The sequence below is a fragment of the Burkholderia sp. Bp9090 genome (genome assembly GCF_003857985.1).
In the GTDB taxonomy this organism is placed as follows: domain Bacteria; phylum Pseudomonadota; class Gammaproteobacteria; order Burkholderiales; family Burkholderiaceae; genus Burkholderia.
Genome location: NZ_QTPV01000015.1, coordinates 26959 through 40158 on the forward strand (window position 1 = coordinate 26959; position 13200 = coordinate 40158).

A 13200-nucleotide genomic window follows, 5' to 3' on the forward strand; every position below is an offset into this window, starting at 1 on the left:
CAGCATCGCGCGTCGCTGCGCGCTGGAAATACCGGTGCCGCCGCGCGGGAGATCCGCCGGCGGCATGGTTGTTTCAGGATGCTGGGTTGTATGCGCGTATGGAAGGCCGCCCCTGACTTCTCCTTCGCGCGGCTGAAAACGAAAGCGCCCGCCGGGCAGGCGGGCGCGTGTCGACTCCGCTGCGGATCAGTGGAACGTGCTGCCCGCGAGCATCCCGCCGTCGACGATGAATTCCGAACCCGTGCAATACGCGGATTCGTCGGACGCGAGGAACAGTACGAGGCTCGCCACCTCGTCGGGTTTGCCGATACGCGCGATCGGCAGCCCGCTGTAGATCGATGACGAATCGAAATCCGCGTATTCCGGCGGGCGTGCCATCACGGTGTCGATGCCGCCCGGATGGACCGAGTTCACGCGGATCCCGTAGCGGCCGAACTCGAGCGCGGCGGCCTTCGTCATCCCGCGCACCGCGAACTTGCTCGATACATACGCGCTGCCGCCGGCCACGCCTTCCATCCCGGCCGTCGACGACACGTTGACGATCGAGCCGCCACCCGCAGCCTTCAGCGCGGCCAATGCCGATTTCATGCCGAGCCAGCAGCCGACCTGGTTCACGTCGATCACCTTGCGATAGTCGTCGAGCGAACAGGACTCGATCGGCACGAGCTTCAGGATCGCCGCGTTGTTCACGAGGATGTCCAGCCGGCCGAATTGCGCGAGCGCCGCGTGGACGGCGGTGCGCCAGTCGTCTTCGTTCGTCACGTCGAGATGCTGGTAGCGCGCGGCGTCGCCGAGTTCGGCCGCGACGCGCCGGCCCGCGTCGTCCAGCACGTCGGCGATCACCACGCGTGCGCCCTCGGCGACGAACCGGCGTGCCTCCGCCTCGCCCTGGCCGCGGGCGCCGCCCGTGATCAGCGCTACCTTGCCTTCGAGTCGTTTCATCCTGTTTGCTCCTGTGAGTGAAGGGGGACGCGCGCGGGCCCGCTCAGGCGGCGGCCGACGCGTCGATGATGCGGACCGGATCGGCGCCGTCCCAGGTATGCGCTTCGGCGATGCCGTGCGCGATCATCGCGCGCATGCCTGCACCTTCGATTACTTCGACGCGCACGCCTGGATCGTCGGCGTCGTCGAGATAGGCGACGCGCGTGGCCGGGTTGTGCGCGTCGAACACCACGCGCAGCCCGCGTGCCGTAAGTTGCGCGACGGCGGCATCGAGATCGTCGACCACCCATGCGACGTGATGCAGGCCCGCGAACAGTTGTCCGTGCGCATCGCGGTACGGCGACGGCGCGTCGTTCGTCACGTGGATCAGTTCGATCTGCAGATCTGCGCGATACGCGAGCCCGACATCCATCGTGACCGTCGTCGCTTCGCCGAGGCAGCGGCCGTCGAGCCGCACGTTGCGGAACACGGTCCATGGGCCGACATCGTGGCGGGCGCGCCAGCGCGCGATGCTGCGGTCGAGATCGGCGACCACATAGCCGATCTGGTCGATGGGGCCGAGGATAGGGTCGTTCATGGTGTCTCCGTGGCGGGCGCGGCGCCGTTTCGTGCGGCATCCGGCGCGCGATGAGTGACGGTCATGATGGCAACAAAGGCGGCGCGGCGTGCCGTCCAAACGGACTAGCTGCACGCTATGCGGACGGCGCTCGGCGCTGCATCGCTGACGACGGATTTGCGTACAGGGCAGGACGAGCGAGGAAGGCGAGGAAAGCGCGGAAGCAGGAAAGCGGCAAGCGGCAAGCGGCAAGCAGGGAAGCAGGGAAGCAGGGAAGCAGGGAAGCAGGGAAGCAGGGAAGCAGGGAAGCAGGGAAGCAGGGAAGCAGGGCGGAGCCGAAGCTGACGAAGCGCGTAAACCGGACGAGATCGACCGGCGTCGCGCTCGCGTACAACGTTGCCGTGATGGTGTTCGGCGGTTTCGCGCCACTCATCGTCACATGGCTGACGCGTGCGAGCGGGTCGCCCGTCGCGCCCGCGTGGTACGTGCTGTTCGCCGCGTCGTTCGGGCTGGCCGCAAGCGTGTTCATGCACGACGGCGCGCCGTGCGTGCTCGCGCGCCGGCAGTTCTCGGGCGAGCCGCTGAGCGCCAAATAGTCGTTCGCCACTCGGGGCGATCAGCCATCGGCCCGGGCGGCATGCAACGTATCGGCGCCGCCGATGGTTAGCATCGCGGGCGGCGGCCTACCAGGGGCGCCGCCCGCTCGTTACGCTTGCGCGATCATCCACTCTGTCCGGAAGGTCGCCATGTCCCGGCTCGACTACACGCTGCTCGGCCCCTGCCTGCTTGCCATCGCGATCGACGCGATGGGGTTCGGGCTCGTCTACCCGATGATGTCCGCGATCTTCAGCGATCCGCACGCGGGCATCCTGCCGGCCGACGCCGGCGAACACGCGCGCAATTTCTACCTCGGTGTCGGCTACGGGATCTATCCGCTCTGCATGTTCTTCGGCTCGTCGCTGATGGGCGAGTTGTCGGACCGTTACGGCCGCCGCCGGATCCTGCTGCTGTGCGTGCTCGGCCTTGCTGCCGGCTACGCGCTGATGGCCGCCGGCGCGTGGCACGGGAGCGTCGCGCTGTTGCTGGCCGGCCGCGGGCTCACCGGTTTGATGGCAGGCTGCCAGGGCATCGCGCAGGCGGCCATCACCGACCTGAGCACGCCCGGGAACAAGGCGTACAACATGAGCATCATGTCGCTCGCGTTCAGCGCCGGCGTGATCGTCAGCCCCGTGCTCGGCGGCGTCACGTCCGACCGGACGATCTCGCCGCTGTTCGACTACGGCACGCCGTTCGTGCTCGTCGCCGCGCTGTCGCTCGTGTGCGCGTTCTGGACCTCGGCGTCGTATCGCGACACGGCCGCGCCGCGCAGCGACACGCGCATCGATCCGCTGCTGCCGCTGCGGATCATCGGGGAAGCCGCACGTCAGCGCAACGTCGCGTTCCTGTCGGTGGTGTTCTTCCTGATGCAGGTCGGCTATGGACTCTACCTGCAGACCATCATGCTGCTGCTGCAGGCGAAGTTCGGCTATACGAGCGCGCGGCTCGGGCTGTTCAGCGGCGTGATCGGCATCTGCTTCGTGTTCGGCCTGCTGTTCGTCGTGCGGCTGATGCTGCGCGTGTGGCGTGTGGTCGACATCGCGAAGACGGGCCTGCTCGTCGCGGGCCTCGGCCAGATCGCGTCGGCACTGTTTCCGCACGAGCCGGTGCTGTGGGTGCTCGCGATGGTGGTCGGCTGTTTCGACATGGTCGCCTACACGACCATGTATACGGCGTTTTCCGATGCCGTCAGCGAGGACCGGCAGGGCTGGGTGCTCGGCGTCGCGGGCTCGGTGATGGCCGTCGCATGGGTCGTGACGGGCGCGCTGACGAACCTGCTGCCGGTATTCGGCGAGAGCGGGCTGCTGCTGATCGGCGGCGCGGGCTTCCTGCTCAGCTTCGTGATGATGGTGGGCTACGGGCGCAAGCAGGCCGGCGGGCGCACGGCCGCGCTGTCGTAGACGGTTGCGCGCAGGTTGGCCCGATCCTGTCGGACGTTGTCCTGCGGGCCGCTGTCGCGCGTGACCGCGCGGCCCTGCACTGGCGCCTCGCGGTCACGACGGGTCAGCCCACGGCGGCAATCTGGCGCGGGGCCGCGTGCGGCGACGTGCTGACGGCCGGGCAGGTGCTCGCGCTCGATGTCGCACGACGCATGCGTGGCCGGTGCGCTGGCCGCGTTCAAGCGTGCGAAGCGGTCGGCCGCGCATCGGCGCGCGGCCCGCCCGGTCAGAACATCGTGTTCCCGTTCGCGGCTTTTTCGGGCACCGGCTGGATCACGTCCCAGTGCTCGACGATCTTGCCATCCTTCACGCGGAAGATGTCGACCACCGCTTCGCCGCGATCGCCCGGGCGCTCGGTCGCATGCACGTGCAGATAGACGAGGTCGCCGTCGGTCGCGCTGCGGACGATCTGCGCGCGCGATCGGGGGTTCTTCTGGAACGCGCCGACGAAGTACGACACGAACGGCTTCTTGCCGTCGGGCACGTGCGGGTTGTGCTGCTTGTAGTCGTCGGCGACGACGGCGGCAGCCTCGAGCGCTTCGTGCTTGTTGAAGAAGCGGTCGTAGAACGTCAGCACGAGCTGGCGGTTGGCTTCCTCGGCGGCCAGGTCGCGCGCGGCCGGGCCGGCGGCCGGCGCGGCGGTCGATGCGGCAAGCAGGACGAACGCGGCAACGGTGCGGACGGGCGAGCGGAGCGATGACATGCGGCAGATTCCTTGTCTGGAGATGCGTGGACGGACGCGCGGTGCGTGGTGTGCGACTGCGGATGACGCCGATCGTCGTCATCGGCGGCGACGGGGTGCCGGTGGTGCGCGTGCGCATGCTTCGTAGAACTGGCAAGTCCGCTCGGCCATCGAGTCGATCGAATGGTACAGTTGCCGCGAACCCGTCACAAGAAGTCACCGCGGTGTGAACAGGTCACACCGCGGTGACCGTGCATTGCCCGTGAAAGAGAATCCCGTCATGTCGTTTCCGTCCGCCGACGAATCCGTCGAACTCGATCAGCCGTGCCCGATCCGCGATGTGCTCGACCGCATCGGCGACCAGTGGAGCCTGCTCGTGCTCGAGGCGCTGTCCGGCGGCACGATGCGTTTCAACGAACTCGCCCGTGCGATCGGCGACGTGTCGAAGCAGATGCTGTCGCGCACGCTCAAGCGGCTCGAGCAGGACGGCTTCGTCAGCCGCACGCTGTATGCGGAGGTGCCGCCGCGCGTCGAATATGCGTTGACGGACCTCGGGCGTTCGTTCCTGACGCCGATGCACGCGCTGATCCGCTGGGCCGACGAACATCATCGTGCGATTTGCGCGGCCCGTCGCCGCGCGCGCGAGCAGGAAAGCAGCGGGCGTTGAGCAGCGTGCGTCGTGTGGTCGCGTGACGACCGGCGACAGGATGCGTGCGTTGCGGCAGCAACAGATGATTTCGTTATCCGAACGTTTCGAGGGCGCTGCTTTCGCGTGCGGTGTCGCGAAGGGCGCAACGCACGCGTGGCGATCGGCGTTTGAGGGGGGCCGACGACCGTCGTGACCGGGGCGAGCGCGATCGGCATCCGCCCGGTCGGTCAGCTCGAATGCAGACAGGGCGGCGTGTCGATCGGCAAGGGCGCGGAAGCGGCGGCTTCGCGCCGAGCCACGGCCGCCGCGGACGACTTAACGCCAGGTGCCGTCGACGTAGACCCACACTTGACCCTGGCGCCGCCAGTATCCAGGTACCCACCTGCGCCCGGGGCGGCGGGCGACCCAGCGTCCGGACACCCATATATAGTGGCCGCGCTGCCAGCGCCAGTAGCCGTCGGTCCAGACATAGCCGTGCGGCCGTGGAGGCGGCGGCCGGCGATCATGCCGCGGCGCAGGCGGCGCGAAGCCCGGGCGATCGGAATAAGGCGGCCTGCCGTGGCCGGGAGGCGGTCCCGGCGGCCGGTACCCGGGTGGGGCGGGCTGGGCCGAGGCGGTACGCAGCCAGCCGCCGGTGGCGGCGAAGGCGGCGGTCAGTCCGACGGCGCGCAGCAACGAGCGTCGATTCATGGCGGGTCCTCTATATATGTTGTCGGAGCCGCCTTACATTAGCCTGCCGGTCCCGGAGCAGGGTTACGCGGGCCGTTAAGGCTGTTACCGCATGTCACGGCGGCCCGGCGGCACCCGGGGTGCCGCCGCCGATCTCCCCGTTGCAGTTGGCGCCGACGGCCAATGGGGTCGGCTACGGCCGCGCGGCCGAATGTTTACCGTTCAGTCGCTGCGTTTTAGGCGGCCAGGCCCAACATTTGAGATTGTTTTGGGTAAAAATTACCGTTTTCGTGTGGTTCCATCGATTCCGTTTGTTGTTTCTATGCAACCGTCAAGACGATGACACGAAAGAATGGTGGGATGAAAGCCTCCAAAAAACATCCGTCAATAGGTCAAAAAAAGACGTTAAAACAAATACTTATAACGCGTCCCCACTTTCATTATTTCTAGTTCTGGAAAAGCTTATTTCTTTATTTGCAGATCGCGCCCCTAGGGTACACCCCTAAACTCACGGTTCCCAAACGGGCAACTATCCGGGCGCGGCCAGAAGGACCGATGGCGCTCCCGGGCGGTTGCAGACCGTTTATGAACAAGGTCGCGAGACCTGCCTCTTTTTAGAAGGGAGCTCCACGAATGAACAAGACTCTGATCGTTGCAGCAGCTGCAGCATCGTTCGCTACCGTCGCTCACGCGCAAAGCAGCGTCACGCTGTACGGCGTGCTGGACGCAGGCATCACCTACCAAAGCAACGTCCAGAACGCAGCTGGCCAAGGCAAGTCGCTGTGGTCGATGGGTTCGGGCATTGACCAGAGCCGCTTCGGTCTGCGTGGTTCGGAAGACCTCGGTGGCGGCCTGAAGGCAATCTTCACGTTGGAAAGCGGCTTCAACATCGGCAACGGCAAGTTCGCGAACAACAACGGCATGTTCAACCGCCAGGCTTTCGTCGGCCTGTCGAGCCAGTACGGCACGGTTACGCTGGGTAAGCAGTACGACTCCGTCCAGGACTACCTGGCACCGCTGACCGCAACGGGCTCGTGGGGCGGTACGTACTTCGCTCACCCGTTCAACAACGACAACCTGAGCACGAACGGCGGCTACTCGGCTAACAACACGATCAAGTTCGCAAGCGCGAACTACGCTGGCCTGCAATTCGGCGGCACGTACTCGTTCTCGAACAGCACGAACTTCGGCAACAACCGTGCTTACAGCGGCGGCGTGTCGTACCAGTACCAAGGCCTGAAGCTGGGTGCAGCTTACTCGCAAGCGAACAACCCGAACAACAACGGCACGGGCGCAGTTGACTCGTCGTCGGCTCTGTTCAACGGCCAAGGCCGCCTGCGCACGTACGGCGCGGCTGCTGCATACGCATTCGGCCCGGCGCAAGTTGGCGCAGCATGGACGCAATCGCGTGTCGACAACCAAGCTAACGGCGCGGCTACGTTCCACGCTGACAACTACGAAGTCAACGCGAAGTACAACCTGACGCCGGCTCTGGGCCTGGGCGCAGCGTACACGTACACGAACGCGAAGGTTGCTGGCGAAAGCACGCACTGGAACCAGTTCGGCCTGCAAGCTGACTACTCGCTGTCGAAGCGCACCGACGTCTACGCACAAGCTGTGTACCAGCGCGCTGCGAAGAACGGCGTTGGCGCATCGATCTACAACGGCGACGTCAACACGCTGCCGAGCTCGTCGATCAACCAAACCGCAGCAACGGTTGGTCTGCGTCACCGCTTCTAAGCGTGACGGCTGGGTAACCAGCTTCGCAGTATCGAAAAAGGCGCCTTCGGGCGCCTTTTTTTTCGCCCGCCGCATCGGCGATGCGGGCTGCGATGACGCTGCGTATCGTCCGGCCGCAAAAAAAAGCGAGGCGCTGAGCCTCGCTTTTTGCTTGGTGTGCCGACGTGTGCGCTGCCGGCCGGCAGCATCAGCGCGTGTATTCGCCGTTGGCTTCCGGCTGGAACACGATCGCGGCGACCTTCATCAGCCTTTCGGCGCCGCTCGGCTGCAGCACTTTCACCAGCTGACCGCGTTGCGTGCCGAGCAGCGCCATGCCGACCGGCGAGAACACGTTCAGGCGGCCGAGCTCGAGATTGGCGGCGTCCGGATAAACAATCGTCCAGGTGGCCTGTTCCTGGGTCGCTTCGTCGAGCAGTGTGATCTGCGAGTTCATCGTGACGACGTTTGCCTTGATGGCGTCCGGTTGCACGATGTCTGCGCGCTCGAGCAGCGTGTCGAGCATCGTCTGGAAGCGCGGGTTGTGTTCGGCGTGCTTCTCGAGGCGAGCAACGTCGAGTTCGGTCAACTGGTAAAGGTGTTGTTTCATGGCAGTTCTCCAAATGATCGGCATGGGGCAGGCGGGGCGTGCCTATGGGGATCGCCCGGAGCCTGTCTGACCTGGCTCCGGGAAGGAGACCGAGCCGTCAGATCAGGCGCCGGGCAGGCGCGAGCGGCGCCTGGGCCGTGCGTCGAGCGAGGGGATGCGCCGGCTGGCCGGCGCGCACGCGCACGCCGACCAGGCCAGGCGGCGAAACCGAAGCGAGCATGGGTGCGTGCATGGTGAATGGGGTATCGAGAGGTGAATAAAACCTTACGATTCTACAACACAACCTTCCGGATCGGTGCTTCGACTGTCGGCCTTTCGTCAGGCATTGTTGTGAAAATGATTTAAGTAATAGCGATCGCGCACGGTGACAGCGGTCGATTTTTTCCGAAAATGCAACGCTGTATGTTCAAACCAAGGGTTTCCCCTTGGTATCGCCAGCACTACACTTGATCCATCGCTTCAGACAGTCCCGCCGGGAGCGACGTCAAAAGAGAACATATTTCGGAGGTCCACCATGAAGTCGATCATCTACGCAGCGATCGCTGCATCCGTTCTTGCCGCCCCGATCGCATCGTTCGCACAGTCCGAGCAGGGCTTGACTCGCGACCAGGTTCGGGCCGAGCTCGTGCAACTCGAACAGAACGGCTACAAGCCGCTCGCGAGCGATTCGCAATATCCGGACAACGTCCAGGCCGCGGAACAACGGGTCCAGCCGAACCAGCCGATGCTCGCCCAGGCCGATACGAGCGGTTATGGTGCGGTGGCGACGGGCGCAGGCCAGTCGGGCCGCCGCATGACGCATGAAGCCCCGAATCCCGTGAATTCCGTCTACTTCGGCAACTGAACATTCCCGGGTCTGCCCGAGCACAGCATGTGACCGACGGGACGCGCGCCGCTTGCGCGCGTCTGCGTCAGCAGAGCAGAACCTCCGTCGCCGCATTCCGGCGGCTTTTCCGCCCAGACGCTCGCGCGTTTGGGCCTTTTTCGCTGGGACGGATCAGGCGGACGTGACCGTCGGGGTGCCGTGGATATAGTGTTCCAGTTGGCTGATCGTGAATTGCTGGTCGGCAATCACGCTCTTCACGAGGTCGCCGATCGAGATCAGGCCGATCAGCTTGCCGTCCTGGATGACGGGCAGGTGGCGCATCCGGTGCTCGGTCATCAGTGCCATGCACTCGTCGGTGGATTGCGACGGTTCGACGTAGCGCACCTTGGCCGTCATGATTTCCTCGACGCGGGTGGCTTTCGACGAACGGTCCTGCAGCACGACCTTGCGCGCGTAGTCGCGCTCGGTGACGATGCCCGCGATGTCGTCGCCGTCCATGACCAGCAATGCGCCGATTCCCTTTTCCGCCATCAGCTTGATGGCGTCATAGACGAAATCGGCTTTCTTGACGGTGTAGATCGTGCGGCCGGAATCCGGCTTGGCTTTGAGAATTTGCGCGACAGTCGTGCTCATTTGCTTTCTCCGTGTGCGGGACGATGCAGGGAAGGCAGGGCGTGATGCGCGGCACCCGACGGGCCCAGTATAGCCGGGCCTGCTGCGGCAGTCGCGTGACGTTTCCAGATTAGCGGTAAACTCCGGTCACGCACTATCCACACAACTCCTACATTCCAGATCGTTTCGATTGAATTCATGATGTCTTCGCGTCCCCAATCGCCCACGCAGGGCAATGGCCAGGCAGACGAGTGCGTGACGCTCGTCGCCACCGCGTCGCTGCCCACGCGCTACGGTACGTTCACGTCGTACGCTTTCCGCGTATCGGGCAGCGATGCCGAACATCTTGCGCTCGTGATGGGCGACGTCACCGGCGAGCAGTCCGTGCTCACGCGGCTGCATTCCGAATGCCTGACCGGCGACGTGTTCGGCTCCTTCCGCTGCGATTGCGGCGAGCAGCTCGATCTCGCGCTGCGCTACATCGCGGCGGAAGATCGCGGTGTGCTGCTGTATCTGCGCGGCCACGAGGGGCGCGGCATCGGCCTGAGCAACAAGATTCGCGCATATGCGCTGCAGGAGCAGGGGCGCGACACCGTCGAGGCGAATCTCGACCTCGGCCTGCCCGACGACGCTCGCGAATACGATTCGGCCGCCGCGATCCTGCGGATCCTCGGCGTGACGTCGGTGCGCCTGATGAGCAACAACCCGAAGAAGTTCGACACGCTCGTGAAGCACGGCATTCCCGTGTGTGAACGCGTGGCGCTCGCAGTACCCGTGCGCGAGGAAAACGAGCGTTACATCCGGACCAAGCAGGTCAAGTTCGGGCATTACTTCGAAGAGAACGAGTAATCGCGTTCGACGCGGGGGCGCCCGATCGGGCGTCGCGCTCATTCCGTGAACGCCGGACGGGACGATGCGTCCCGCCGCATTCAATTCCCGTCGCCGGTTCTCGTGACTGTCGCCGCTGGTTGCCGGCGCAGCTGACGAGCGCGATTGCTTCATCCCTCCGCTTCGCCTTCGAGCTCGCTCCTGCGTTACGAGAACGGTGTACGCGGCCCGACGCACCCCATGCCTTCTGCACCTCCCGATCACGGTTGATCCGCCATTGAAGATAGAAACCGAACGTTTGACGTTGCGTCGCTGGCGGCCGGGCGATGCCGGTGCGCTGGTTGCGATGCACGCGGATCCCGATGTGACCGCGTGGCTGGCGCGTGGCCCGATGTCCTTCGATGAGGCGGAGGCCGTCATCGCACGCTTCGAAGCGCATTTCGACGCGCACGGTTTCGGTGTGTGGGCGATCGAGCGCCGTGCGGATGGCGCGCTGATCGGGCTCTGCGGGTTGTCGCGTGAAGTTCGTGACGAGCATCCGATGGCGCCGTGCGTCGAGATCATGTGGCGCCAGGCCCGCACATCGTGGGGGCATGGCCATGTCGCGGAAGCGGCCGCTGCGGTATTGGTCGACGGGTTCGGCCGAGTGGGGCTCGGCGAGATCTTTGCATGGACGGCTGCTGCCAACCAGCGATCGCAGCGTGTTGCGCAGCAACTCGGGATGGCGCGGCAACCGATGCGCGATTTCGAGCATCCTGCGTTGCCGCCGGGGCATGCGCTGCGACCGCATGTGGTGTTTGTCGCGCACGCAACGCCCGTTCGTCCGGATGACTACGTCGGCGCGTAACGCGCCCCGGGCACGCGGCCGTTAATGCCGCCTCGCGTTCTGCAGCACGATGCGGTAGCCGTCGGCGTCCTCGAACGTCTGTCCTGACGCATTCCAATATGGATTGAACGATGTCGCCCGCATGAAGCCGTGCGCGACTGCGCGTGCGTACGCGGCTTCCCATGCCGGGCGGTCGGGAAGATAGAAGACGATCAGGTCTTCGGGGTGGCGACGGGGCGACCGGATGCGCCGGACAGTGCGTGAATTCAAAGTGGTAATCGAGTCCTTCGCGTCCCAGTATCACGCCGGAGAAACTGTCGTGATCGTCGAAGCGCACGAGCACTGCTGGCTCGAATGCGGCGCGGTACATGTGCTCGGTTCTGGCGAGGTCGGCGACGGGGCGCGCGATGCGCAGGTGGGCGTGCATGACGATGTCGGCTAGGGGGAGCGATTCGCCGATGCCGCCGGGCAGGCGCGGGCGCGCTGCTCGCAGGGGGCTTTGATATGTCCCCGATAAATTATCGCAGGCAAGAAAAAGCCCGCTACTGGAGCGGGCTGAATCCATGTTTGGAGACATGGAGGAGACGGATGTAACTTTAAGGGAAAACCCGAGGGATGGCAAGCCCTAGTTGTAATTGTGCAACGCAGCGCGCCTCGAGCTGTCCTGACCAGGCTGGTGCCGCACGCCATCCAGCTGTCGCGGGCGTTCCACCGTGTCCTGCCGAACAGCCGACGCGCCGTCGGTGCGGCGGCCGTCGCGTATCCGCGTATCCGTCGCTCCTACATTGCGCCTGCCCGCGCGTGCGCGGCAAACGCGCCGAACCGCTCCTGCGCAACCGGCACCGCGTACTTGTTGCGCATTTCCGTCTCGATCCACGCGCAGGCCTCGCGCGCGCAGTCGGTCAGCGCATGCCGCGTCGCGTGTCCGTCGATGTCGTAGACGAAGCGCACGCCCACCTCGTCGTCGGCGACTTGCCGTTGCAGCTGATTGAGCTGCAGTTGCGGCCCGTGTCGCTGCGACAGCGCGCGCAGCTCGTCGAAGTGATATTCGAGCCAGTCGGCAAAGAACAGCGCGTCGCTATGGCAGCGCAGACGGAACGCCGCACTACGCGACGGACGCTGCGCGCCGCCGCCGCCCGCGGCCTGCGGCTCGCCGTTCGGCGCGATGGCCGCATCGACGGGCGCAAGCGGCTGCCCGGTCTGCCGGTACGGTTTGCGGTCGCGCAGTGCGTGCCACAGCAGTTCGTCGCCGGCGGCACCGGACGGCTGCATCGTCAGGTCGCGCCGGCCGTCGCCGACAGCGGCGACGTCGCGGATCACGAGGCGCAGCGAGCAGAGCGGCTCGTCCGCCACCAGCAGCGTCGCCGTGCGCGGCAGCCCGCACACGAGCGGCGCGGCGCCGGCGGCCCGGAACACGAGCCCGCGGCGATCGAGCCGCACGAGCGGCAGCGGCCGCGCAAACGACGGGTAGGCGACTGCGACGCGGGCGCCGCCGGCGCCCGTCAACCCGGGCATCATCGAGCGAAAGACCTGAGACTGGTCCACGGTGGTTCTCCTTCGTTACGGGTGCCGCCCGGCCGGACTACGCGCGTTCCGGCTCAGGCGGCGATGGCTTGCCGGGCAGCCCGTCCCGGCTCGATTCCTAGTGCGGCAAACGTTTGCGGATCGATGTCGATCCAGCACGCGACAACCAGACGACCGTCCACCTGTTTCGGGGGACCTGCCCGGTGCGCGTGCACGCCGATCCGGCGGAACAGCCGCTCCATGCTCGCGAACGTCACGCCGATCAGCTGCCGCGCGCCCCGTTGCGCCGCGCATTCGACGACCGCGGCGAGCATCGGGCGGACGGCCCACTCGGCATTGCCGGGACCGCCTTCGTCGTCGCCGGTCGCCGCGAACCGCGACAGCTCCCAGACGGCAGCGGATTGCGGCAGTGCGACGTCCGCGGCGATCAGGTCGGCGAACAGCGACTTCAGCAGATACGGGCGGGTGGTCGGCAACAGGCGCGCACATCCGCACACTTCGCCGCCGGCGTTTCTCGCGAACACGTAGACGGTATCGTCGCGATCGAACTGGTCGCGCTCGAAACATTCGTTCGCCGACGGGAGCGCCCAACCGAGCTGTTCGACGAACACATGGCGCCGATAGCGCCCGAGATCCGCTGCAAGTTCGTGTGGTAACCGCCCTTCATCGTGAACGAAGGTCCGCATGGTGTCCTCGGATCGGTACTTTGGTATGCCCGCATTAC

15 protein-coding genes and 2 pseudogenes are annotated in these 13200 nt (G+C 65.7%); 8 read left to right on the forward strand and 9 right to left on the reverse strand.

Annotated features, from left to right (window positions below; translation table 11 throughout):
* Positions 1–186: 186 nt before the first annotated feature.
* The gene (locus DIE16_RS16120) at positions 187–942 is read right to left on the reverse strand and encodes a glucose 1-dehydrogenase (protein WP_124892744.1); all 756 of its coding nucleotides are present in this window, start codon (positions 940–942) and stop codon (positions 187–189) included.
* Positions 943–985: 43 nt separating this feature from the next.
* Positions 986–1519: a VOC family protein gene (locus DIE16_RS16125; protein WP_124892746.1), complete on the reverse strand. Its 534-nt coding sequence runs from the start codon at positions 1517–1519 to the stop codon at positions 986–988.
* A 338-nt stretch (positions 1520–1857) separates the two neighbouring features.
* Here DIE16_RS16125 and DIE16_RS16135 point away from each other — a divergent pair.
* A pseudogene (locus DIE16_RS16135) lies at positions 1858–2094 on the forward strand (MFS transporter); the annotation flags it as partial.
* A gap of 150 nt (positions 2095–2244) precedes the next feature.
* Positions 2245–3495, forward strand: a complete 1251-nt coding sequence (locus tag DIE16_RS16140) for an MFS transporter (RefSeq protein WP_124892748.1) — start codon at positions 2245–2247, stop codon at positions 3493–3495.
* Positions 3496–3760: 265 nt separating this feature from the next.
* Here the strand turns inward: DIE16_RS16140 and DIE16_RS16145 are convergent, their stop codons facing one another.
* On the reverse strand, positions 3761–4237 hold the full coding sequence (locus tag DIE16_RS16145; RefSeq protein ID WP_124892749.1) for a nuclear transport factor 2 family protein: 477 nt from the start codon (positions 4235–4237) through the stop codon (positions 3761–3763).
* 259 nt (positions 4238–4496) lie between these two features.
* Here DIE16_RS16145 and DIE16_RS16150 point away from each other — a divergent pair, with 259 nt between their 5' ends.
* Positions 4497–4883, forward strand: a complete 387-nt coding sequence (locus tag DIE16_RS16150; RefSeq protein WP_124488215.1) for a helix-turn-helix domain-containing protein — start codon at positions 4497–4499, stop codon at positions 4881–4883.
* A 297-nt stretch (positions 4884–5180) separates the two neighbouring features.
* Here DIE16_RS16150 and DIE16_RS16155 read toward each other — a convergent pair whose 3' ends face one another.
* A complete protein-coding gene (locus tag DIE16_RS16155; protein WP_124488197.1) occupies positions 5181–5555 on the reverse strand; it encodes a YXWGXW repeat-containing protein in 375 nt (124 codons plus the stop codon).
* Positions 5556–6167: 612 nt separating this feature from the next.
* Here DIE16_RS16155 and DIE16_RS16165 point away from each other — a divergent pair.
* Positions 6168–7274 (forward strand): porin, encoded by a 1107-nt coding sequence (locus DIE16_RS16165; RefSeq protein WP_044846708.1) that lies wholly within the window; start codon positions 6168–6170, stop codon positions 7272–7274.
* Positions 7275–7461: 187 nt separating this feature from the next.
* Here the strand turns inward: DIE16_RS16165 and DIE16_RS16170 are convergent, their stop codons facing one another.
* Complete coding sequence (locus DIE16_RS16170; RefSeq protein WP_124892751.1) at positions 7462–7860, reverse strand: GreA/GreB family elongation factor; 399 nt, start codon at positions 7858–7860, stop codon at positions 7462–7464.
* A 514-nt stretch (positions 7861–8374) separates the two neighbouring features.
* Here DIE16_RS16170 and DIE16_RS16175 point away from each other — a divergent pair.
* The gene (locus tag DIE16_RS16175; RefSeq protein WP_124892753.1) at positions 8375–8704 is read left to right on the forward strand and encodes a DUF4148 domain-containing protein; all 330 of its coding nucleotides are present in this window, start codon (positions 8375–8377) and stop codon (positions 8702–8704) included.
* 153 nt (positions 8705–8857) lie between these two features.
* On the opposite strand, the gene DIE16_RS16180 is transcribed toward DIE16_RS16175, so the two are convergent.
* Entirely contained in the window at positions 8858–9319 is a 462-nt protein-coding gene (locus tag DIE16_RS16180; protein WP_044846711.1) for a CBS domain-containing protein, read from the reverse strand.
* 177 nt (positions 9320–9496) lie between these two features.
* On the opposite strand from DIE16_RS16180, the gene ribA reads away from it, so the two are divergent.
* Both ribA and DIE16_RS16190 read left to right on the forward strand, forming a co-directional pair.
* Positions 9497–10147 (forward strand): GTP cyclohydrolase II, encoded by a 651-nt coding sequence (ribA, locus tag DIE16_RS16185; RefSeq protein ID WP_044846712.1) that lies wholly within the window; start codon positions 9497–9499, stop codon positions 10145–10147.
* Positions 10148–10343: 196 nt separating this feature from the next.
* Positions 10344–10973, forward strand: coding sequence for a GNAT family N-acetyltransferase (locus DIE16_RS16190; RefSeq protein WP_260427876.1), 630 nt, complete (start codon positions 10344–10346; stop codon positions 10971–10973).
* A gap of 21 nt (positions 10974–10994) precedes the next feature.
* Here DIE16_RS16190 and DIE16_RS37535 read toward each other — a convergent pair.
* Positions 10995–11322: pseudogene (locus DIE16_RS37535) on the reverse strand (VOC family protein).
* On the opposite strand from DIE16_RS37535, the gene DIE16_RS37115 reads away from it, so the two are divergent.
* Positions 11272–11394, forward strand: coding sequence for a hypothetical protein (locus DIE16_RS37115; protein ID WP_260434400.1), 123 nt, complete (start codon positions 11272–11274; stop codon positions 11392–11394). The pseudogene DIE16_RS37535 and the gene DIE16_RS37115 overlap by 51 nt on opposite strands.
* 338 nt (positions 11395–11732) lie before the next feature.
* On the opposite strand, the gene DIE16_RS16200 is transcribed toward DIE16_RS37115, so the two are convergent.
* Positions 11733–12497 (reverse strand): hypothetical protein, encoded by a 765-nt coding sequence (locus tag DIE16_RS16200; protein WP_185735476.1) that lies wholly within the window; start codon positions 12495–12497, stop codon positions 11733–11735.
* Positions 12498–12550: 53 nt separating this feature from the next.
* Positions 12551–13162 carry an acyl-homoserine-lactone synthase gene (locus DIE16_RS16205; RefSeq protein WP_124488193.1) on the reverse strand — a complete coding sequence of 204 codons (612 nt, stop codon included), beginning with the start codon at positions 13160–13162 and terminating at the stop codon, positions 12551–12553.
* Positions 13163–13200: the final 38 nt, after the last annotated feature.